General features: G+C 75.0%; 16 protein-coding genes and 1 pseudogene. 13 read left to right on the top strand and 4 right to left on the bottom strand.

All coding sequences use genetic code 11. The annotated features are described in order from the left end of the window. Positions 1 to 136: 136 nt before the first annotated feature. From A3IG_RS0101340 to A3IG_RS0101315, 6 genes are all read left to right on the top strand, one after another. Positions 137 to 544 (top strand): YciI family protein, encoded by a 408-nt coding sequence (locus A3IG_RS0101340; protein ID WP_018381740.1) that lies wholly within the window; start codon positions 137 to 139, stop codon positions 542 to 544. Between the two features lie 8 nt (positions 545 to 552). Next, a complete protein-coding gene (locus tag A3IG_RS0101335) occupies positions 553 to 1,698 on the top strand; it encodes an RNA polymerase sigma factor (RefSeq protein ID WP_018381739.1) in 1,146 nt (381 codons plus the stop codon). 168 nt (positions 1,699 to 1,866) lie between these two features. Further along, positions 1,867 to 3,942: a PEP/pyruvate-binding domain-containing protein gene (locus A3IG_RS28155; RefSeq protein WP_018381738.1), complete on the top strand. Its 2,076-nt coding sequence runs from the start codon at positions 1,867 to 1,869 to the stop codon at positions 3,940 to 3,942. Further along, entirely contained in the window at positions 3,936 to 4,874 is a 939-nt protein-coding gene (locus tag A3IG_RS0101325) for a hypothetical protein (RefSeq protein WP_018381737.1), read from the top strand. Before A3IG_RS28155 ends, A3IG_RS0101325 begins: the two co-directional genes overlap by 7 nt. A 92-nt stretch (positions 4,875 to 4,966) precedes the next feature. Then, positions 4,967 to 5,743, top strand: coding sequence for a protein-tyrosine phosphatase family protein (locus A3IG_RS0101320; protein WP_018381736.1), 777 nt, complete (start codon positions 4,967 to 4,969; stop codon positions 5,741 to 5,743). 96 nt (positions 5,744 to 5,839) lie between these two features. Next, positions 5,840 to 7,279: a GuaB1 family IMP dehydrogenase-related protein gene (locus A3IG_RS0101315; protein WP_026219776.1), complete on the top strand. Its 1,440-nt coding sequence runs from the start codon at positions 5,840 to 5,842 to the stop codon at positions 7,277 to 7,279. 106 nt (positions 7,280 to 7,385) lie between these two features. Here the strand turns inward: A3IG_RS0101315 and A3IG_RS0101310 are convergent, their stop codons facing one another. After that, a complete protein-coding gene (locus A3IG_RS0101310) occupies positions 7,386 to 7,679 on the bottom strand; it encodes an SHOCT domain-containing protein (protein WP_026219775.1) in 294 nt (97 codons plus the stop codon). Between the two features lie 453 nt (positions 7,680 to 8,132). Here A3IG_RS0101310 and A3IG_RS34025 point away from each other — a divergent pair, with 453 nt between their 5' ends. From A3IG_RS34025 to A3IG_RS0101295, 3 genes are all read left to right on the top strand, one after another. Further along, positions 8,133 to 10,088: an alpha-amylase family protein gene (locus tag A3IG_RS34025; protein WP_158676896.1), complete on the top strand. Its 1,956-nt coding sequence runs from the start codon at positions 8,133 to 8,135 to the stop codon at positions 10,086 to 10,088. Then, positions 10,082 to 11,914 carry an MBL fold metallo-hydrolase gene (locus A3IG_RS0101300; protein ID WP_018381732.1) on the top strand — a complete coding sequence of 611 codons (1,833 nt, stop codon included), beginning with the start codon at positions 10,082 to 10,084 and terminating at the stop codon, positions 11,912 to 11,914. The genes A3IG_RS34025 and A3IG_RS0101300 overlap by 7 nt, the downstream gene beginning before the upstream one ends. Before the next feature lie 191 nt (positions 11,915 to 12,105). Next, positions 12,106 to 13,269 (top strand): LacI family DNA-binding transcriptional regulator, encoded by a 1,164-nt coding sequence (locus tag A3IG_RS0101295; protein ID WP_018381731.1) that lies wholly within the window; start codon positions 12,106 to 12,108, stop codon positions 13,267 to 13,269. Between the two features lie 52 nt (positions 13,270 to 13,321). Here A3IG_RS0101295 and A3IG_RS0101290 read toward each other — a convergent pair whose 3' ends face one another. The 3 genes from A3IG_RS0101290 to A3IG_RS32210 all read right to left on the bottom strand — a co-directional run bounded on the left by A3IG_RS0101290 (position 13,322) and on the right by A3IG_RS32210 (position 14,994). After that, positions 13,322 to 13,774: an SRPBCC family protein gene (locus A3IG_RS0101290; RefSeq protein WP_018381730.1), complete on the bottom strand. Its 453-nt coding sequence runs from the start codon at positions 13,772 to 13,774 to the stop codon at positions 13,322 to 13,324. Then, the gene (locus A3IG_RS0101285) at positions 13,771 to 14,385 is read right to left on the bottom strand and encodes a CGNR zinc finger domain-containing protein (protein ID WP_026219774.1); all 615 of its coding nucleotides are present in this window, start codon (positions 14,383 to 14,385) and stop codon (positions 13,771 to 13,773) included. Before A3IG_RS0101285 ends, A3IG_RS0101290 begins: the two co-directional genes overlap by 4 nt. Positions 14,386 to 14,475: 90 nt before the next feature. Beyond that, the gene (locus A3IG_RS32210) at positions 14,476 to 14,994 is read right to left on the bottom strand and encodes a hypothetical protein (protein WP_018381728.1); all 519 of its coding nucleotides are present in this window, start codon (positions 14,992 to 14,994) and stop codon (positions 14,476 to 14,478) included. 598 nt (positions 14,995 to 15,592) lie between these two features. Between A3IG_RS32210 and A3IG_RS0101275 the strand changes: the two genes are divergently transcribed. The 4 genes and pseudogenes from A3IG_RS0101275 to A3IG_RS0101260 all read left to right on the top strand — a co-directional run bounded on the left by A3IG_RS0101275 (position 15,593) and on the right by A3IG_RS0101260 (position 22,355). Then, positions 15,593 to 16,567, top strand: coding sequence for a hypothetical protein (locus tag A3IG_RS0101275; RefSeq protein WP_018381727.1), 975 nt, complete (start codon positions 15,593 to 15,595; stop codon positions 16,565 to 16,567). A gap of 175 nt (positions 16,568 to 16,742) precedes the next feature. Continuing rightward, positions 16,743 to 17,644, top strand: a pseudogene (locus tag A3IG_RS28140) (aminoglycoside phosphotransferase family protein). A gap of 188 nt (positions 17,645 to 17,832) precedes the next feature. Further along, complete coding sequence (locus A3IG_RS0101265; protein ID WP_018381726.1) at positions 17,833 to 19,227, top strand: GH1 family beta-glucosidase; 1,395 nt, start codon at positions 17,833 to 17,835, stop codon at positions 19,225 to 19,227. Further along, entirely contained in the window at positions 19,224 to 22,355 is a 3,132-nt protein-coding gene (locus tag A3IG_RS0101260) for an FAD-dependent oxidoreductase (RefSeq protein ID WP_018381725.1), read from the top strand. Before A3IG_RS0101265 ends, A3IG_RS0101260 begins: the two co-directional genes overlap by 4 nt. Positions 22,356 to 22,382 lie beyond the last annotated feature (27 nt).

Genomic DNA, 22,382 nt, shown 5'->3' with positions numbered 1-22,382 from the left:
CCCCTCTCCCAGGGCGCCTCCTGGCCGCGAGATTCCAAAAAAGTCGGACGGCGATGTCGAGAACCCGTGTCCTGCTCCGTCCTGGGGGTGAAGGCGGCATCCACCGGGGGTCGCACGAGTACCGAGGAGAACCACGATGGCGAAGTACCTGCTGTTGAAGCACTACCGGGGTGCCCCGGCNGCGGTCAACGACGTGCCGATGGACCGGTGGACGCCGGAGGAGATCTCGGCGCACGTGCAGTACATGAACGACTTCGCGGCGCGGCTGGAGGAGACGGGCGAGTTCGTGGACGGTCAGGCGTTGGCTCCGGAGGGGGCGTGGGTCCGGTATGACGGTGAGGGGCGCCCGCCGGTGACCGACGGGCCGTTCGCGGAGACCAAGGACCTGATCGCCGGTTGGATGGTGATCGACGTCGACAGCTACGAGCGCGCCGTGGAGCTGGCCGGGGAGCTGTCGGCCGCTCCCGGGGCGGGTGGCAGGCCGATCCACGAGTGGCTGGAGGTGCGCCCGTTCCTGACCGCGCCGCCCACCATCACGGAGTGACGCCACCGATGGACGAGGTCCTGCTGCGCAGCCTCACACCCAGCGTGCTCGGAATCCTCGTCCGCCGCGGAGCTGACTTCGCGGCGGCCGAGGACGCCGTGCAGGACGCGCTGGTCGAGGCAGTCCGCGTCTGGCCAGCCGAACCGCCCCGGGACCCGAAGGGCTGGCTGGTCACCGTGGCGTGGCGCCGGTTCCTGGACGCCACCCGGGCGGACGCCGCCCGCCGCCGGCGCGAGGACCTCGTCGACGAGGAGCCGCCCCCCGGTCCGGCGCCCGCGGTGGATGACACGCTGCTGCTCTACTTCCTGTGCGCCCACCCGTCGCTGACGCCCTCGTCCGCGGTGGCGCTCACGCTGCGCGCCGTCGGAGGGCTGACCACCCGCCAGATCGCCCGGGCCTACCTGGTGCCCGAGGCGACCATGGCGCAGCGCATCAGCCGGGCCAAGCGCACCGTCTCCGGCGTGCGGTTCGACCAGCCCGGTGACGTCGCCACCGTGCTGCGCGTCCTGTACCTGGTCTTCAACGAGGGCTACTCCGGCGACATCGACCTCGCCGCCGAGGCCATCCGGCTCACCCGGCAACTCGCGGCCGCGATCGACCACCCCGAGGTGGCGGGGCTGCTCGCCCTCATGCTGCTCCACCACGCCCGGCGCGACGCCAGGACCGCGCCCGACGGCAGCCTGGTGCCGCTCGCCGAGCAGGACCGCGGCCGGTGGGACACCGGGTCGATCGCCGAGGGCGTCGAGATCCTGCAGGCGGCCCTCGCCCGCGACCGGCTGGGCGAGTTCCAGGCCCAGGCCGCCGTCGCGGCACTCCACGCGGACGCGCCCACCGCCGAGGAGACCGACTGGGTGCAGATCGTCGAGTGGTACGACGAGCTCGCGCGCCTGACCGACAACCCGGTGGTCCGGCTCAACCGCGCGGTGGCCGTCGGCGAGGCCGACGGGCCGCGCGCCGGCCTGGCGGCGCTGGCGGCGCTCGACGACTCACTGCCCCGGTACGCCGCGGTGGCGGCGTGGCTCCACGAGCGCGACGGTGACCTGGCGACGGCGGCACGGCTGTACGCCGAGGCGGCCGGGAAGGCCCCCAACGCCGCCGAGCGCGACCACCTGACGCGCCAGGCAGCCCGGCTCAACACCCGTGGGTGCCGCTGACGGGTCGCGTTGGCCGAAGCCTCCTCGTCCCGCGCCGCATCCCCCAGGGGAAACCCCCACTTCCTCCCCAACAAGGGCGTCCTGGTGGTTACTTGTGCCCTACCTCCCGATGGATCCTGGACGTACACCGGCCCGCGGAAAGGGCTGCCGTGGAGGGGAGATACGGCAATGGTGCTCGACACAGGGGGGTTCGCTCTCGTTGACCTACATGACGCCCGGGCCGCCGACGCCCGGCTCACCGGGGCCAAGGCCGCCAACCTGGCCACGTCGGCCAGGGCAGGGCTGCCGGTGCTCCCGGGTTTCGTCCTGGTGCCCCGCGAACGCGTGGCGACGGCCGCCGCCGGCACCGGGGCCATACGCCACGCCTGGCGCGAACTGAGCGGGAACGGCGCGCGACCGCTGGTGGTGCGTTCCTCGTCCGCCAGCGAGGACACCGCGCTGTCGTCCATGGCCGGGCGGTTCGCCTCGGTCCTCGACGTCACCGACTGGACGGCCTTCCGCGAGGCGGTGCGGACCGTGGTCGCCTCGGCCGGACCGCACGGAACGCGGGAGATGGCGGTGCTGGTCCAGCCGATGCTGCGGTGCCGGACCGGAGGGGTGGTGTTCGGCGCGGACCCGGTGCGTGGCCGCACCGACCGGATCGTCGTCAGCGCGGTGCGCGGCGGCCCTGACGCGCTGGTGTCCGGCGCCGAGACCGGGATCCGGTACCGGCTCACCCGCCGGGGGCGACTGCTGTCCAGCGAACCGGGGGAGCCGGTCGGGCGGCGGGTCCTCGAGCCGCGGGGGTTACGCCGGCTGGCCCGGCTCGCCCGGAGCACCGCGCGGCTCTTCGGCGGACCTCAGGACGTGGAGTTCGGTTTCGACTTCGAGGACGGGCTGTGGCTGTTCCAGAGCCGTCCGATCACGGCGATGGCCGCGACCCCGCCCCGCCGAGCCCGGTTGCTGGGCCCGGGACCGGTGGCGGAGACGTTCCCCGGGGTGCTCCAACCGGTGGAGGACGACCTGTGGGTGGTTCCCATGGCCAGGGGGCTGGCCGCCGCCCTCGACCTGGCCGGCGCAGCCCCGCGGCGCAGCCTGCGCAGGCATCCGCTGGTCACCACCGTGGACGGGCGGGTGGCCTGCGACCTGCGGCTGCTGGGGGCCGCGCCGCGCCCGAGGCGGGGACTCGCCGTGCTCAACCCGGCTCCTGGAGCCCGCCGCCTCGGCGCCGCCTGGCGCGTGGGGCGCCTGCGGGTCACGCTGCCCGACCTCGCGGTGGACCTGATGGCGGACGTCGATCGGGAGCTGGCCCGGGTGGGGCCGTTGGACGGGCTGAGCCGGGCTGAGCTGCGGGCCGCGCTCGCCTGGGGCCGTGCCGTCCTGGTCCCGCTGCACGCCCAGGAGTCGCTGGCGTCGGCGCTGCTGGGCGAGGGCACCGGGCGCACCGCCGCGGCCGAGGCGCTGTCCGTGCTCGCCGGGACCCGCCGGCGCGGTGGGGACGACGCCGACCTGGTGGCCCAGCACCCGGTGCTGCTGGCCCTGGTGCCGCCCGGGGTCGGGGTTCCGTACCGGCTGCCGCCGGCGCCGGCCGAGGCGGTGTCGCCCTGCGGGGTCGCGGCGCTGCCGGTCAGGGAGGGCTTGCGCCTGCGAATCCGCTGGGTGCAGGAGCTCCAGGCCCGCCTGCTGTGGGAGCTCGCCGCGCGCCTGGAGCGCGGCGGTGAGCTGGGTGAACGCCACCAGATCACCCAGCTCCGCTGGTCGGAGCTGGTGACGGCGCTGCACGGCGGCGCGCTCCCCGCAGACCTGGCGGAGCGGGTGCCGAGGAGGGGTTCGGCACCGTTGCCGGTTGCGTTCCGGCTCGCCGACGGCCTTCCGGTGGCTGTCGAGGAGCGGCCGTCCCCGGCGGGCGGCGCGGGTCAGGGCGCGGGCGGCGGCCGGGTCCGCGGCACCTCCTGGCACGGGGTCGGGATCCGGCCCGACGACGCGGTGCTGGTGGTGCGCACCCTCGACCCGTCCCTGGCGGCGTCGCTGCCCGGGCTGACCGCGCTGGTCGCCGAGACCGGCAGCGTCCTGTCCCACCTCGCGGTGCTGGCCCGGGAGTACCGGGTGGCCACCGTGGTCGGCGTGCCCGGGGCACTGGACCGCTACCCGCCGGGGACGACGCTGACCGTGGACGGCCGCACCGGGCAGGTGCGGGCCGAGCCCGGACCGTTGCCGACGTCGGCCCCGGCCCCGGTGACCGGCGAGGTGACCCAGGCATGCTGAGGCTGGTCTCGTACGGCTTCGGCGGGCTGAGCGCTCTGGGCGCCGGCGGCTACCTGGCGGTGTACCTGTACCGCTGGGAGTGGCAGCGCGCACTGATCGCCGGACTGCTCCTGCTGGTGGCCGAGGTGTTCTTGGTCTGCATGATGCTGCTGAGCCGCATGACCCGTCTGGAGCACCGGGTGGCGGAGGCGCTCGACCCCGGGACCGCGGACGTCGGCCGGCGGCTGGCCCGGCGAGCCGAGCCCGAGGGGAACGGGGCCTCCCCGTTCCGCTGGCTGGTGCGCGACGACGGGGCCACCGCCAACCGCACCTTCGTCTTCGTCCCGGTGCTGATCGCCACCGGGGCGTTGCTCTCGGCCGCGGCCTGGGTGGTGCAGCGGGTGGCCTCCGCCACCGCGAGGAGCGGTGGCGACGTGCGGCTGGCCAGCCGGCTGTCGGTGCTCACCGCGCCTGCCGGTGGTGTGCGTGACCCGGCGCCGCGGCCCGACATCGAGGACCTCCCGTTGCTCGGCCGGCCCGTGCACGGGCCCGGTTCCGGGGGGTGGCGCCGACCCGTGCTGGGCCTGGGAGCGGTGCTCGCGCTCGGCGCGCTGGTCGCGGGGCTGGCCGCACTCACCCAGACCCGTCCCGAGCGGGAGTCGCGGGCCGAGGCCACGGCGTACCTGCTGAGGGTGTCGGTGCGCGGGGACCTCGACGAGATCGGCCGCGAGATCATGGCCAACCGGCTGTGGGGGAGCTGTCGGGCCTCGACCTCGTCGCTGCTGGTGAACGCGCCGCTGAGCCATGTGGAGGGGGACGTGTACGCGGGAGTGGTGCGCCCCGCCCTGACCGGCCACGACCGGATGCGGCTGCGCGGCTGCCTGGTGGACTCCCAACTCGACCGGGTCCGGTTCACGGTGCTGGGGGAGGAGGAACTCGGCGACGACCGCTGAACGAGGGGCGGGTGGGCCGCCCACGGGGCGTGCCCGGGGGAGTCCCGCGGGAGCGGCGGAACGCCCTGGGGAACCGGGTGCACTGGCATAGGATGTCCGCCATTCGTGTCGCCATCGGCGGCGCGTGGCTGCGCCGCCCCTGGTCCGAGGTGGTGCTTCCCTTGCCCCGGTTCCCCCGTACGTCGGCCCCACCGGCGGGGTCCGTGCCCTCTTCCCCGCCGGTGGTCCGTCCCTGGCGCACGGCGGCCAGGGTGCTGGTGGCCGCGCTGGTGATGTACGGACTGCTCTGGCTGACGGGGGTGTTGGGCATTCTGGGAGCCACCCTCGTTGCCCGGCAGAGCCAGCCGGCCGGGGTGCGGATGGAGGGCATCAACCACTTCGTGGCCGTGGACGACGAGGTCCTGCGGGGTTCGGCCCCGGGGGACCGCGGTTACCGGGCGCTGGCCCGCCGGGGCGTCACCACCGTGGTGGACCTGCGCGCCGAGGAACTGTCACACCGCCAGCTCTCGGCTCCGGGCAGGGCCGGACTGCGGCTGGTGAGGCTGCCCGTCAGGGACGGGCAGACCCCCACACCCCGCCAGGTGGAGCGGTTCCTCGCGACGGTCGAGCAGGCCGGAGGTCGGGTCTTCGTGCACTGCGGCGCGGGCGTGGGCCGCAGCGGTTCGATGAGCGCCGCCTACCTGGTGCGCACCGGTCAGGAGTCGCCCGCCGGCGCGACGTTCCGCAACCTGGCCGTCGGGCCGCCGTCCCTCGAACAGATCTACTACGCCTGGCACCTGCGGCGCGACGCCAGCGCCCAGCCCCCGTTGGTGGTCCGGGCGGTCAGCCGGGCGTTGGACGCCCCCCGCCGCCTCTGGTCCTCGTGGTGACGGGCACGGCGCCGCGTGCCGGGGTGCCGTGCCGGTGGTCCGTTCAGTGGATCTTCCCAGCGCCTGGCGGCGATCACCCGTGTGACAATCGGATGTGTGCGCTTCCTCAATGAGATGGTCCCGCCCCACGACCTGACCTACGACGACGTCTTCATGGTGCCGAGCCGCTCCGCGGTGGGCTCCCGGCAGGACGTGGACCTGGCGACTCCCGACGGCACCGGCACCACCATCCCGCTGGTCGTCGCCAACATGACCGCGGTCGCGGGCCGCCGGATGGCCGAGACCGTGGCGCGGCGGGGCGGACTCGTGGTGATCCCCCAGGACATCCCCCTGGACGTGGTGACCGAGGTCATCGGTTGGGTGAAGCAACGTCACCTGCTGTACGACACGGCGATCACGCTCACCCCGGCGGCGACCGTGGCGGAGGCGCTGTCCCTGCTCCCCAAGCGGGCCCACGGCGCGGTCGTGGTGGTGGAGGGGCGCCGCCCGGTGGGCGTGGTCACCGAGCACGACCTGACCGGGGTGGACCGGTTCACCCAGCTCTCCGAGGTGATGTCCCGGGACCTGCTCCTGCTTGACGCGGACACCGACCCGCGCGAGGCCTTCAACCGGATGGACGAGGCGCACCGCAAGCTCGCCCCCGCCGTGGACACCGCGGGGAACCTGGTCGGCATCCTCACCCGCACCGGCGCCCTGCGCGCCACCCTCTACACCCCGGCCACCGACGGGGCCGGTCGGCTGCGGATCGCCGCCGCCATCGGCATCAACGGCGACGCGGCGGGCAAGGCCCGGGTACTGCTGGACGCGGGCGTGGACGCGCTGGTGGTGGACACCGCCCACGGCCACCAGGAGCGCATGATCGAGGTGCTGCGCGGGGTGCGGGCCCTGGACCCGGGGGTTCCGCTGGTGGCGGGCAACGTTGTGGCCGCCCCGGGCGTGCGCGACCTGGTCGAGGCGGGCGCCGACATCGTCAAGGTGGGCGTGGGCCCGGGGGCGATGTGCACCACCCGGATGATGACCGGGGTGGGCCGGCCCCAGTTCTCCGCGGTCCTCGAGTGCGCGGCCGAGGCCCGCAGGCTGGGCCGGCACGTGTGGGCGGACGGCGGGGTGCGGCACCCCAGGGACGTGGCGATGGCGCTGGCCGCCGGCGCCTCCAACGTCATGGTCGGCTCCTGGTTCGCCGGAACCTACGAGTCTCCGGGAGACCTCCAGCAGGCCGCCGACGGCCGCCTGTACAAGGAGAGCTTCGGCATGGCCTCCGCCCGCGCGGTGCGGAACCGCACCAGCGAGGACTCCGCCTACGACCGCGCCCGCAAGGCGCTGTTCGAGGAGGGCATCTCCACGTCCCGCATGTTCCTCGACCCGGACCGTCCGGGGGTCGAGGACCTGATCGACTCCATCGTCGCGGGCGTCCGCAGCGCCTGCACCTACGCCGGTGCCGCCACCGTGGAGGAGTTCCACCAGCGGGCGGTCGTCGGCGTGCAGAGCGCCGCCGGCTACGCGGAGGGCCAGCCCCTGCACATGAGCTGGAACTGACCCGCGCGTCCCGGCCGGGTGGTGATCCCCGCCTCCTCCCGCCGGGTCGCGGGTCGCGGGCGGGACGACCTGACTAGGCCGTGTTCTAGGTCGGGGCTCTGGCCCACTAGGAGGACGGTGGTGTCCCTGGTGACGAACCGCGGAGGGTGTTCAGGCGGCGGTGGTACTCCTCGTCGTCGATCTCGCCGCGTGCGTACCGGTCGGCGAGGACCTGCTCGGGGCTCCCGGGCGGGGACGTCCTGTGCCAGCCGGTGGGTCCCGTGCCGCTGGGGGCGGAGCGGGTCGAGGCCCGGTAGATCAGGACGCCGACGGTGATGATCAGCGCCCAGAACACCACCATGCTGATCAACATCGCGAACCAGCCCCAGCCGTTCATGTCATGGCTGTACCAAAACATCATTCCCGTCTCACTTCCCAGGGTCAGTCGCCGACCAGGCGGCCCTTGCGTGGGGTTCCTGCTGTCGTCGTCGCTCAGCCTGGCCGAGTGTGCTCCGGGCCATCGGGTACCCGCTTCCTGCGGGCGAGACCGGGGCAGAGAGGGAACGTCGCACGCGGAGTGCCCCGGATCTTGTTGTCTCCGCCGCCGTCGTCCTGGTCGCTGGGCTGGGCTGGCATGCCGCTTGGGCCGCGCCGAGCCCGCACCGCGACTGTCGCGTCGGCATCACGGTGTGCGCCGACCACTACCCGAAACGTCATCGGGGTGCGCCAGACGGCCCAGAGAGCGCACCTCGCGGGTGGTCTTCCCCGACCGTGGACAGCGCGGGCGCACCACCGTTCAGCCGGGGCCCGGGAAGGCCGGCTCCTTCTCTCCTGGTCTTCCTTGACCCGCCGGCCCCTGTGTGGGTACGTTCCCATGCTGGGAACGATCCCAGTCGTGGTGCCGTCCGGCCCCGCGGTCGGCGACAGGTGGGGACGGATGCGGGACGTGGCGGAGAACGGGGTGCGGGTCAGCCGCTCCTGGGGGTCGTCCGGGACGCCGGAGACGATCACCGTGGAGGCCCCGGGATACCGGCTGCGGGTGGCCGCGGGGGACAGCACCGCCCGGCTGTGGGACACCACCGGGCGGTGGGTGGCGGAGCTGAACCTGCTGGGCGCGTTGGACTGCCTCCAGGGCCCGGACGAGACCACCGCCCTGGAGCCGGTCATGGTGGACTGCGCCGGCCCCCACCCGGTGCTCCTGCTGCGGCGGAGCAGCACCCGCTGGGAGAGCGCCGCCGCCCGCGTCGAGTGCCGGCCCGGGGAGATCGAGCTGAGCTGGGAGGTGCGGGGCCGCGGGACCCTCGACGGGGTGCACCTGCTCGCCGGGCGCTCGGTGATGGCCGGGGGCGGCAGCGGCTTCACCCCCAGCGGCGGCGCCTTCCGCACCCTGTTCTCGCCGAACCCCGGGGACCCGCGCCGGCTGGTGCGGGGCGCCGGGGAGAGCGCCGTGATCGGGGTGGTCGGCGACGCCGGACCCGGACGCGGGCACTGGTTCTCCACCCCCGCCCCGCTGTGCCTGGTCCTGACCACCGCCGCGGTGCGGGAACCCGAACAGCGGCTCCCCGAGGGCGAGCGGTGGTGGACGCTGGCCCTGGGCGGCCCCGTGGACCAGCTCAACTTCACCCAACTGCGCTACCTGCCGGCGGACAACGGGTTCGCCCTGCGCCTCGACTACGAGGGCCAGACCCGGGTGGACGGCGCGTTCCGCACCCCACCGGTGGTGCTCGCCGCCGGGCACCGGGACCCGTACCAGGGCCTGCGCTGGTACCGCGGCTACCTGTCCGCCCGTGGCTGGGCACCGCCGCGCCCGGACGACCACCCACAGCCCGCTGCCGACCGCGCCCAGGCCGTCACCGACGCCCCCGGGCCCGCCGCGCCGCACCGGCAGCCCCGCCCCGCCTGGTGGAGCGCGCCGATGTTCTGCGGATGGGGAGCCCAGAACCACCTCGCCGCCACCCGCCGCGGCGCCACCGCCCCGGACCTGTCCACCCAGGCCAACTACGACCGGTTCCTGGACGAACTCGAGGCCCGGGGCCTCGTCCCGGGCACCGTGGTCATCGACGACAAGTGGCAGGCCCACTACGGGACCTGCGAACCCGACACCACCAAGTGGCCGGACCTGCCGGGCTGGATAGCCCGGCGGCAGGCCGACGGGCAGCGGGTGCTGCTGTGGTGGGCCGCCTGGGAGTGGGACGGCCTGCCCGACGAGCTGTGCGTGCGGAACCCGTCCGGCCAGCCCGTCGCCCTCGACCCGTCCCACCCCGCGGCGCGGCGCGTGCTCGCCGCGAACGTCGCCCGGATGCTCGGCCGCGACGGGCTCAACGCCGACGGCCTGAAGATCGACTTCACCGCGCGCACCCCCAGCGGAACCGCCCTGCACCGGTACGGCCCGGCCTGGGGCATCGCGCTGCTCCACCAGATGCTGGCCGTCGTCCACGCCGAGGCCAAGCGGGTCAAGCCGGACGCACTCATCGTCACCCAGACCCCGCACCCGTCGTTCGCCGACGTCACCGACATGATCCGGCTCAACGACATGCTGCGCCTCGACGACTTCGAGCCCGACGCCCCCGTGGTGCCGCAGATGCGCTACCGGGCCGCCGTGGCCGCCGCGTCCTGCCCCGAGCTGCTCCTGGACACCGACGACTGGTGCGCCCCCGACCTCACGGGCTGGCGGGAGTACCTGGCCGTGAAACCGGAGATCGGCGTCCCCTCGCTCTACTACACCACCCACCTGGACCGCACGGGACAGGCCCTGGAACCGGACGACTACGCCACGCTGCGCGAGGTCTGGGCCCGCGCCGGGCGCCCCGCGAGGGGGAAGCCGTGCTGATCGGAACGGACGTCTTCCGCTTCCAGGACACCTGCCACGTCTACCTGCTGCGCAACGGCCGCCAGGCCGTGCTCATCGACTTCGGCAGCGGGGACGTGCTGGACCACCTCGCCGAGTACGGCGTGGAGGAGGTCACCGACGTCCTGGTCACCCACCACCACCGCGACCAGGTGCAGGGACTGGCCCGCGCGGCGCGTGAGGGCATCCGGATCTGGGTGCCCCCGGTCGAGCGCGACCTCATCGAGCGGGTGGACGAGCACTGGCGCACCCGTCACCTGGACAACGACTACACCGTGCGCCAGGACCGCTTCTCCCTGCTCGAGCCCGTCCCGGTCACCGGCTCCGTCGCCGAGTACCGCACCCGCGCGTACGGACCGTTCCAGGTGTTCACCCTGCCCACCCCGGGGCACACCGTGGGCTCGGTCAGCTACCTGGTGGACGTCGGCGGCAAACGCCTGGCGTTCGTCGGTGACCTGGTCCACGGCGAGGGGCGGGTGTGGTCGTTGGCCGCCACCCAGTGGGCGTACACCGGCGCCGGTGAGACCGCGGGCCTCGAGGGCGTGGCGGCCACCTCGCTGTCCTGCGCCCAACTGCTCGACCGCGCCCCCGACCTGCTGCTGCCCTCCCACGGCGAGCCGGTCACCGACCCGCCCCGGGCCGTGGCCCGGCTCCGCGGCCGGCTGCACGAGCTGCTGGACTCCCGCCGCCGCACCCCCTGGGACCCGGACGCCATGCTCCGCGACCCGTGGCAGCGGATCACCCCGCACCTGCTGCGCAACCGCACCAGCGAGGCCCAGACCTACGCCCTGCTGTCCGACCACGGCACCGCGCTGCTGCTGGACTTCGGCTACGACCTCACCACCGGGCTCGCCGGCGGCTCCACCGACCGGTCCGCCCGCCGGCCGCTGCTCGCCGGCCTGGAGGCGCTGCGCCGGGACCACGGGATCGACCGGGTCGAGGTGGCCCTGCCCACCCACTACCACGACGACCACGTGGCCGGCTTCAACCTGCTGCGGGACGTCGAGGGCACCCGGATCTGGTCCCCGTCGAACGTCACCCCCGTGCTCGAGGACCCCAGGCGCTGGGACCTGCCCTGCCTGTGGTTCGATCCGATACCCGTGGACCGCGACCTGCCGGTCGGCGCCCCGGTGCGGTGGCGGGAGTACGAGATCGGGGTGCACGAGCTGCCGGGCCACACCCTGTACGCCGCGGCCTACGCCTTCGAGGTGGACGGCCGCCGCGTGATCGCCACCGGGGACCAGCAGAGCACCCAGTGGCGCCCCGGGGAGCGACCGGAGGTCCTCAACTACCAGTACCGCAACCGGTTCCGGATCGACGACTTCCGGCGCAGCGCCGAGCTGTACCGCGGCCTGCGCCCGGACCTGATGATCAGCGGTCACTGGGCGCCCCACGAGGTCACCGAGGAGTACCTGGACATGCTGCTCGAGGAGGGAGAGCGACTGGCCCGCCTGCACCGGGAGCTGCTCCCGGAGGAACTCGACTTCGAAGCCGGGGGGTTCGGGGCGCGGATCACCCCGTACCGGTCCGTGGTGGGGGCGGGCCGGCCGCTGCTGCTCCAGGTGGAGGTCCGCAACCCGTTCCGGGAGCCGCGCCAGGCCCGGGTGGAGGTGGTGGTGCCCGACGGCTGGACCGCCGAGCCCGCCGTGCAGGAGGTCAAGCCCGCGGGGCACAGCGAGGCCACGGTGGTCTGCACGGTGACCCCGCCGCCGGGGGAGCGGGGCACCCGGCGGCGGGTGGCCGTTGACCTGACCGTGGGACAGGTGCGGTTCGGCCAGCAGGCCGAGGCACTGGTGGACGTGGACTGACGTGGGGGCCATCGACGGGCCGTCGCAGTGGGGCGTGGCCGGCGGCGGGCGGAGGTCGCGTTATCGTTCCCGCGTCACCGTGTCCGCGTTCCCCACGGGTCGCCGGGAACGGCGCGGTGGCCGCGCCCGGGCCGTCCGCCCGGGCGGGCACGAGGCGGCGGCGCCGCCGGGGCGGAGGAGACGAGCAGCGCATGGCTGAGCGCGGGGCGGGTGGCAACACGTCGGGTCGGGGCACCCCGGGACGCCGGACGCCCGACCGGAACACCTCCGGCCAGGGGAACGGCGCGGGGGCCACGGGGCGGGCCAGGGTCGCCGCCGTCCGCAGTCGCCCGACCCTGCACGAGGTGGCGAAGGAGGCGGGGACCTCGCGGTCCACCGCGTCCCGGGCGCTGAGCGGCCAGGGCTACGTGGCGGCGGAGATCCGGGAACGGGTGCGCGCGGCGGCCGAGCGCATCGGCTACGTGCCCGACACCATGGCCCGCACCCTGAAGGGCCACAGCAGCCGACTGGTGGGCCTGCTCGTCTCGGACCTGCGCAACCAGTTCTACGCCGAGCTCGCCGCCGGGGTGGAGCAGGTGCTGGGCACCGACGGCTACCAGATGGTGCTGGTGGACGACCACGGTGAGCCGGAGCGCGAGGTGGCCGGGGCCACCGCGTTCGTCGCCATGCGCGCCGTGGGTGTGATCCTCACCCCGGCGCGGGGCGCGGCCACCAAGCTGCTGGCCGACCGCGGGGTGAGCGTGGTGGAGGCCGACCGGCGCTCCGGTCGGGGCCGCTGCGACTCGGTGGTCATCGACAACGAGGGCGGTGCCCGGGAGGTCACCCGTCACCTGCTCGAGCTGGGACACAAGCGGGTCGCCCTGCTGACGGACGAGACGGTGTGGGCCACCGGGGCCGACCGGCTGCGCGGCTACCGCGCCGCCCACCGCGCCGCCGGGGTGCCGCTGGACCGCCGGCTCGTCCTCGACGTGGGTTTCAAGGCGGCCGGCGCCCAGCCCCGGGTGGCCGAGCTGCTGGACCGCCACCCCGACATCACGGCCCTGTTCGCGGTGAACAACCTGATGGCCGAGACCGCCTGGATGGAGTTGCGGCGCCGCGGCCTGTCGGTGCCGGGGGACGTGTCCCTGGTGTCCTTCGACGACATGCCGTGGATGCGGATGGTGGAGCCCGGCGTCACCGCGGTCGCCCAGCCCACCTACGAGATGGGGCGCCGGGCGGCCCAGCTCCTGCTGCGGCGGATCGCCTCCCGGGACGTCGACACGCCGGTCGCCGGCCGGCCCGTGCGCGAGACCATGCAGCCCGCGCTGATCCGCCGGGGCTCCACCGCGGCCCCCTCGGGCTCCGCGGCGGGCTGACCCCCGGCGCGGCGCGGGGCCGGCCGGCGACCGGGTCGGTCCGCCCGGCGGGTCAGCTCCCGTGTCCTGCCGACACCCCGGCACCGTGCGGCGCCAGTGCGTTCGCCACCGCGTCCATGACCGCGCGCCAGTGGCTGCGCCGGGCCTCCCGTTCGGCCGGGTCACGCATCCGCTCCTGGTGGAAGCGGACCAGTGAGCCGTGGGCCCGGGGAGTGACCGTGACCTGCACCGTGGTCCCGTGGTCAGCGTCAGCCGGCACCAGGGTCAGCCGGATCTTCGCCCCCTCGTGGTAGCCGCGGACCTCGCCCGTGCTGCCGTCGGTGAGGTGGTACGGCGCACCGCGCCGGGGCTCGAGCTGGCTGCCCTCCTCCAGTTCCCCCAGCCACAGGGCGAGGCCCTCGCGACTGGTGAGGTACCGCCAGATCGTCCCGGGGGGCAGGGGCAGTGTGGCCGAGACGCCGATCTGGAAGCCGGCGTCCCTGGTCAGGCCGGTGGGGCGGGTCATGGTGTCGTTCGCTCCTCGGTGTCACGTCGGGCGCGCAGTGCCCGAACCTTGTTGCGGTTGCCGCAGCGCTCCATCGCGCACCAACGGCGGCGTCCCGGCCGGGAGGTGTCCACGAAGACCAGGTAGCAGTCCTGCGCGGCGCACTCACGGACGCGGTGGGCGAGTGGACCGGAGAACAGCTCCACGGCGTCGCGGGCGACGGTGGACAACGCCTGGCTGCCCTCGGCCGGGAGGCCCCAGGCGCGGGCCCCGTCCGCGGTGATCTGCGGAACCAGCGGTGGTCGGGACGCGGCCTGGTTCATCTGCGACAGGTCCTCCGCCGGGAGCGGCCGGCCGTGGGCCGTGGCACGGGCCACCCGCCACAGCGCGTCGCGGAGCCGACGTGCCGCGGCCAACTCCCCGGCGCCGACCTGGAGCAGCGACGGGTCAAGGGCCAATCGGGACGATCTCGCCCAGGAGGCCAGGTCCCCCGGCGCGTGGAGCACCTCGTGCCGGGCGAGCGCTCCGGGGCCCCCGGTCGTGAGGAACTCCAGGCACAGCGCACCGGGGTCGAAGGTGAAGCGGGTGCCCTCGGGGGTGTGGAGCACCAGTCCTGGAGCCGTCGTGGTCATGTAACCACTATAACTGGTACGCAGTGGGTGGGTGCGGTGCGCGGGAGGCCGGGCCGCGGATCGCTGGAACGGGAGCACCCGCGCCCGGGGTCACCCCCACGGGCGCGGACTGCGGCTGCGGCGGTTGACGTCCCGGAGGCGGGCGAGGAGCGCCTGGTCCCGACGGTTCCGTTCGACGGCGGCGAGGCCGGGCGGCCCCACGGGAGCGAGGTGCCTGGAGTGCCGCACCGCGGTGTCCAGGGCCTCGCCGAGCAGTTCGGGCGGGGTGAGGTGGCGGTCGGGAGCGGGCGGAACGTGCCAGTGTGGGCCCGGACCCGTGGTCCTCCGGGGCGGGGGGACCGCCACGAACGCGCCGCAGCCGAGGACGGACACGGCGGGCAGGGCCGGCCAGGGGTCGGCGGCGCGGGGCGGGACCAACCAGTACCGCACCCCCGTGCGGCCGTCCTGTATCACCGCCCCGGTGCGCCGCCCCAGGTACACCAGCACCGCCGCGCCGAGGGCGCGGTCGCTCACCCGCACCGCGTCCCAGTGCACGCCCGCCGCCACGGGCACGGCCAGGGCGCCGCCGGGCGAAGCCCAGGGCGCGGGCAGCGGGACCGGGCCGCTCACCGGGCTCCCCCGGGGCGCCGGGTGGTTCCCGCGGTGGCGTCACCGGTGACGGCCCGGTTGGTGTGCCGGTGGCCCGGCCGGACCGGTGGGTGCCGGTGAGGGGCCGGCGGTGGGAGGGGGATGGGCGTCGTCGTTTCGCCGCCTGTCGTCATGGCAGTTCCTTCCTTGTCCTGAAGGAGAGAACCGCTTTCCGGCCGGTGAGTGGGGACGTGTCGGGCGGACTTTCGACCGGACTTTCCGGTTCTGCGGGGACTGCGGTTCGCGAAGTCCGGGCTACGGTGGGTGCCGACCCGATTACCGGTGGTAGATGTCGATGGAACAGCAGAGCGTCTTCGTGCGGGAATGCGTGGCCCGTGGTTGGTGTCGGACGGCGACCTTCCTGCGGGCCTACGCCGAAGCTGCCCGACTGGTGGGCGAGCCGGTATCCCTCACCGACCGCCAGTTACGCCGCTGGCGCCAGCCACGGCCCCCGCGACCACGTCCCCGGGCCTGGCGCGTGCTGCACGCCATGTTCGGCGTGAGCCCGACCGACCTGGGTTTCCCCGGACCCGCACCCCTCGGCGTCGCGATTGACGACCCACCCGAAAGGACGACGAACGTGGACCGACGTGCGTTCGTCGCCGACACCCTCGGATCGGCGGCGGGCCTCACCCTGCCGCGTGCGGACTCGGTGAACACCGCACACCTCGGCGAATTGCGGGAGGGTTTGCGATCCCTGATCGCCCTCGACGACGCCTATGGCGGGGGTGATATCCGTTCCCTGGCTGTTCGGCATTTGCGCCGTATCCGCCGTGTCATCAACACGGCCAACTATTCCGAGAGCATCGGCCGTCAACTCCACCTGCTCGCCGGGGAATCCGCGGAACACTGCGGTTGGCTGTGCTACGACGCCGACGAGCAGGACCCGGCACGCCGCTACTGGGGCGAGGCGCTGGCCACCGCCAACATGATCCGTGACCCGGGGCTCGAGGTGCTGGTGCTGGCGAGCCTGAGCATGCAGGCCATCCACGAGGACCGGCCCCGGGACGGCTTCGAGCTGGCCCGCGCGGCCCGTCGCCGCGCCGAGTCGCTCGAGTCACCGGTGCTGCTGTCCCTGCTCGCCGCGCGGGAGGCGCGGGCCCTGGCCGGGATGCGGGACGACCACGGCGCCCGGCAGTGTCTGGCCCAGGCGATGCGCCTGGCCAGCCGTCCGGGGCGGGGGCGTCCCACCCCCTCGTGGGCGGCCTTCCACGGGCCGGCCGAACTCGACTTCGTCCAGGGGCTGCTCTACACCGAGGCGGGGCACCACCGGGCGGCCGTCCCGTTCCTGCGTGCCGCGCTGTCGCGCCAGGACCGCGCCTACGGGCGGAACCGCGCGCTGTACCAGCTCACCCTGGCGCGGAGCCTGGTGCGGGCCGGCGAGGTCGATGAGGGCGCGGCGGAGGCCAGGGGCACCCTGGAACAACTCGTCGAGGTCGAGTCCGGGCGGGTGACGCGCCGCCTGGCCGAGGTCCGGGACCTGCTGGCCGCGACGAACGCCGCAGCGGCGCGGGAGTCGGTCGAGGCGCTGTCCGCGTACGTCCGGCGCGGGTAGCGGTGTGGGCGGCGGACAACGCCCACCACCCGACCGCGCCCCGTCCCGGCCCCGGAAACCGGTTGACGTTCCAGCCCCGGCACGTTGGGATGACCGGCGGCCGACGACCGTCGGCCCACCCCCCGACCGGGCAACCGCAACCCGTGGGCGTGGAGGAGCCGACCCGGGAGGTCCCGTGCGCGCTGGCAGGACGCATGCCGACGAGGCGGACATCGACGCCTCCCTCGTGCGCCGGCTGCTCGCCTCACAGTTCCCCCAGTGGGCGGACCTCCCCGTCGAACGGGTCGGCTCCTTCGGAACGTCCAACGCCATGTACCGGCTCGGCCGGGACATGGTCGTGCGGCTCCCGCGCGTCGCCTCGGCCGCCGACGACGTCGCGAAGGAACACCGGTGGCTGCCGTGGCTCGCCCCCCAGCTCCCGGTCGCCGTACCCGTGCCGTTGGGCAGGGGGGTGGGCGCCGAGGGGTACCCCTGGAGCTGGGGTCCGTCTACCGCTGGCTCGACGGGGTGAACCCGGGGGACGGCGGCGTCAACGACCCCGGCCTGTTCGCGCGGGACCTGGCGGGGTTCGTCACCGCGCTGCACCGCGTCGCTCCCGAGAACGGCCCCGCCTCCTACCGCAGCGAACCCCTGGGGGCGCGGGACGCCGAGACGCGCGCCGCGATCGGGGCGCTGCGCGGAACCGTGGACACGGTCGCGGCGACCGCCGTCTGGGAGGCCTCGCTCGAGGCACCGGCGTGGCCGGGCCCCACCGTCTGGGTCCACGCGGACCTGCAACCAGGGAACCTGCTGGTGGACGGCGGGCGGCTGAGCGCCGTCATCGACTTCGGGTGCCTCGGCCTGGGCGATCCCGCCGTGGACCTGATCGCGGCCTGGTACGTGCTGCCCGCTCGGGCGCGCGGTGTCTTCCGGGCGGCCCTCGGGGTGGACGACGCGGCCTGGGCGCGGGGACGCGGCTGGGCGCTGTCCGTCGCCCTCGCGGAACTGTCCTCCTACCGGGACACGAACCCGGTCATGGCGGGCGTCGCACGGCACGTCATCGGTGAGGTCCTCGCCGAGCCGATCCGCACCCCCTGAGGTCCGGTGCGGCTGCCGGGACGGGCGCGCACCCGCGGGGCCGCGTGACGCGCGTCCCGTTGACGAGGGCCCCGAGCGTGGTTACGTTCCCACGTGGGAACGATGCCACAATGGTCGGACGACCGTGCCCGGCCATAGCCCCTGATCCGCCCCCAACCGGCCAACGCCACAGGAAGAACCGTCCCCACGTGAACGCCGACCCCCACACACGCACCGAGGACAAGGACGCCCCCCGCACCCTGCGGTTCCCCGAGGGGTTCTGGTGGGGGACGGCCACCTCCGCGTACCAGGTGGAGGGCGCCGAGCAGGAGGACGGGCGCGGCGAGTCCGTCTGGGACCGCTTCAGCCGGGTTCCCGGAGCCGTCGAACGCGGGGAGACCGGCGCCACCGCCTGCGACCACTACCACCGGGTCGAGCAGGACGTGGCGCTGATGGCGGCGCTCGGCACCAACGCCTACCGCTGCTCGGTGTCCTGGCCGCGGCTGCTCCCCGAGGGCACGGGACCGGTCAACCGCAGGGGCCTCGACCACTACCACCGGCTCGTCGACCGGCTGCTGGAGCACGGCATCACCCCCCTGCTCACCCTCTACCACTGGGACCTGCCCCAGGCCCTCCAGGACCGCGGCGGCTGGCGGGCCAGGGAGACCGCGGAACGCTTCGCGGAGTACGCCGCGGTGTGCTTCGACGCCTTCGGCGACCGGGTCCGTGACTGGATCACCGTCAACGAGCCGTGGATCGTCGGCGTCCTCGGCCACCAACTGGGCCTGCACGCACCGGGGGAGCGGGACGTGGCCGGCTCGGTGCGGGCGATGCACCACCTGCTGCTCGGCCACGGCCTCGCGGTGCGCGAGCTCGCCGGCCGGGGACGCGCGGGAGTGGCGTTCAGCCTCTACCCCCACGAACCGCACACCTGGGGACCGGCCGACCTGGCGGCGGCCCACGGCTCGGACGGCTACGTCAACCGCTGGTTCCTCGATCCGGTGCTGACCGGCCGGTACCCCGCGGACATGCGGGCCCACTGGCAGGACGCGGTGGGGGAGCTCGACTTCATCGCCGAGGGCGACCTGGCCGTGATCGGCACGGGCAGCGACTTCATCGGTGTCAACTACTACACGCGCCGGATCGTCAGCGCCGGACGCGGTGACGGCCCGTTCCCCTGGAAGGTACAGCCCGGCCGGCCCGAGGTGGCGCGCACCGACCTCAACTGGGAAGTGGTCCCCGAGGCGCTCACCGACCTGCTGGTCCGGCTGCACCGCGACCACCCCGGAGTGCCGCTCCTGGTCACCGAGAACGGCGCGGCCTACGACGACGAACCAGGCCCGGACGGCGCGGTGCACGACCGACGCCGCACCGACTTCCTCCACCGCCACCTGGTGGCGGTGCACCGCGCCATCGAACGGGGCGCCCCGGTGCGCGGCTACTTCCACTGGTCCCTGCTGGACAACTTCGAGTGGGCCATGGGCTACCGCCCCCGCATGGGCCTGGTGCACGTGGACCACGCCACCCAGCGTCGCACCGTCAAGGACAGCGGGCACTGGTACGCCGCGGCGGCCAGGGCCAACGCCGTCCCGGAGCTGCCGTGACCGGCCCCCGGCGGTCCGCCGGTGCCCCGCCCACCGCTGGTGCCCCGCCCACCGCTGGTGCCCCGGAGCGCGCGTCGCCCACCGTGACCCTGCCCGGTCGGGAGCTGTCCGTGCTGAAGGACGTGGACGTCGCGGTGGTCGCCGGCCCCGTCGCCGCCGTCGCCGCGGCGGTCGAGCTGGCCGGCGCGGGACTGCGGGTGGTCCTGCTCGAAGCCGGCTACGGGCTCGGCACGGACCTCACCGACACCAACCGACCCTGGCTGACCGTCTCCCCCGGGCACGACGGCGGCCCGCTGCGGGCACTGGTGCCGCCGGGCGTTCCCGCCGCTGCCGAGGTCCCGCTGGTGCCGGCCGAGGTCAAGACCGCTCTGGAGGACGCGCTGCTGGCCAGCGGCGTCGAGCTGCTCTACGGGGTGCGCCCGCTGGCCGGGCACGCCCCCCACGGGGTGCCGCGCGGCCTGGTCGTCGGCAGCAAGTCCGGACGACAACTGGTGCGCTGCGCCGCCGTGCTGGACGCCCGCACGGCGACGGCCGGCCCGTTGACCTGGACGGTGGAGTTCACGGAGGTGGACACCACGCGGGGGACACCACACGTGGACGGGGTCCGCTGGCACCGGGGGCACCGCGGCCCGGGACACCTGCTGGGCGAGTTCGCGGTCCGGGACCGCGTCGCGGCCCTGGGGGCGGCGGGCCGTCTCTTCCGCGAGCACCCGGCGTTCCACCGTGCCCGGCTGGGAGCCGTGGCACACCGCCCGCACGGCCCAGCGGTGCGGCACGGCGGCGCGACCGGCCCCGGGATGTGGCCACTGGTGCCGGACGCCGCCGCCCGGAACGTACCCCCGCCGCCCGCCGCGACACCGGACCGCGCGCCGGTCGCGCGCCACGGCCCGGTGCCGACCCGGGACCTGCACCCGCTGGCCGCCGGACCGCTGGCCGCGGTGGCGTTCGGGGAGCGGCGGGGCAGGGAGCTCGCGGTGACGCTCACCGCCGGTCGGCCCGCGCACCCTGCCACGCCCACGTCGCCGGCCCCGGTGCCCCCACCGCGCCCCGTGCTCGAGGTCGCCGAGCAGTGCGCGCCCCAGCGCGGCCGGCACTACCCCCGGGAGCGCGTCGCACCCGTGCCGGTACCCGTGGTGCGCCGGGTGGACGTGCTCGTCGTCGGGGGCGGCAGCAGCGGGGCCCCGGCCGCGATCAGCGCGGCCCGCGAGGGCGCCACGACCCTGGTGGTGGACGCCGGCCCCGGGCTCGGCGGGACCGGCACCTACGGCGGGGTGCACAGCTACTGGTTCGGACGTCGCGAGGGGCAGGCCGCGGAGCTCCAGCGCAGGACCCGGGGACTGCACCGGGAACACGGGCTTCCCGGCGGGGTGGGGAACTGGCACATCGAGCTCAAGGCCCTGGCGCTGGGCCGGGCCGCGGCCGAGGCGGGCGTCGAGGTGTTGCCGGGGACGCTCGCCGTGGCCGCGTTGCGCACCGGCGACCGGGTGCGCGGCGCCGTGCTCGCCGGCCCCGAAGGACCGGTGGCGGTGGTGGCCGAGGTGGTCGTGGACGCCACCGGCGACGCGGACCTCGCCGCCTGGTGCGGGGCTCCCACCGAGTACGGCGCGGTGGGGACGCACACCGTGATGTGGTCGTCGTTGGCCCGGTTCGAGCACCCCGGAGTGACCCGCAACACCTTCGGCGGCATCGCCGACGTCAGCAACGTGGAGGACTCCACCCGTGCGGTCCTCGCCGCCCGCCGCCGGGGCGGGCCGGCGCACGACCACGGCATCCAGCCGGCGGCCCGGGAGAGCCGGCACCTGGTCGGCGAGGCCACGGTGACCCTCACCGACCAGCTCACCCAACGCCACTGGCCGGACGTGGTGAACCTGCACTTCTCCAACCACGACGTCAAGGGCAAGGGCGAGGCGCTGTGGCCGCAGCTCGGGCTGATCCCACCCAACCTCGAGGTCGAACTGCCCTACCGCGCGCTGCTCCCGCGCGGACTCGACGGCCTCCTGGTCACCGGCAAGGCCCTCTCAGCGACCCACGACGCCCTGGCTGCGCTGCGGATGCAGGCCGACCTGGAGAACCTGGGGGCGGTGACCGGCGCCGCCGCGGCCCGCTGCGCCCTGGAGGGGGTGGCGCCACGGGCCCTGGACGTGCCGCGGTTGCAACGCGTCCTGGTGGAACGCGGGTTGCTCCCGGCACGGGCCCTGCGGCGGCCCGCACCCGTGCCCCCACCGGTGCCCGAGCTGGTCGCGGAGCTGGTGCGTCGGGTGCCCCTGCACGCGTACTCCGACATGGGCCGCCGGGAGACGTACCGGGGCGCGATCCCGTTGGTGCACCTGGTCCTCGATCCGGGGCCCCGGGTGACCGACGCGCTGCTGACCGCGCTCGACCAGGCGACCGGCCCCGGTCGCCTGGTGCTGGCCCAGGCGCTGGTCTGCCGAGGGGCGTCCGCGGGCGTGGAGGTGCTGCTCGAGCGGCTGCACCTGGCGGTGTCCGGGCCGGCGCTCCCCGCGCGTGAGGCACGGATCAGGGAGGCGCAGCTACCCCCGGACCAGTCGGCGATGCCACAGGACGCGTACCTGCTGTACACCCTGGCGCTGGCCCGCGACCCACGGGCCGTCGCGGTCTGGGAGCGGGTGGCGGAACTGGTGGACGTCTCCCCCCGCGGGCTGCGCGACCCGCTGGCCGGTTCGTTCTACTGGGTGGACGCGGTGTGCGCGGGGGCCGAACGACTGGGTGACCCGGCGGCGGTGCCCCTGCTGCTGCGGCTGCGCGAGCGGCCGGGGCTGCACGCACAGTGGCGGCACCACGGCATCGAGCCGGACGACTTCCAGGAACGTGCGGCCCTGCTGGAGCTGGCGCTGGGGCGGGCCCTGGCTCGGTGCGGCTCGGCCCACGGGACCGAGGTGCTCGTCGAGTACCTGGACGACTGCCGTGCCCTGCTCGCCGAGCAGGCACACCGCCAGCTCGTCGCGGTGTACGGGGTGGACCTGGGGAAGGACGCCGCGGCCTGGCTCCGCCGGCTGGCCGACGGGGGCCCCGCCACAGCCCGACCGCTGCCCTGGGAGCAGGACCCGCACGCCGCCGACCTGCCCTTCCCGGTGGGGATGCGGCCGGTGCCGAACCGCATCGGGTGACCCCTGCGGCCGGGACGCGCCTCGACC

This window comes from Wenjunlia vitaminophila DSM 41686 (genome assembly GCF_000380165.1).
Lineage (GTDB): Bacteria > Actinomycetota > Actinomycetes > Streptomycetales > Streptomycetaceae > Wenjunlia > Wenjunlia vitaminophila.
Note: the sequence above shows the minus strand (reverse complement) of the source record. Positions and strands in the feature narration are given on the sequence as shown.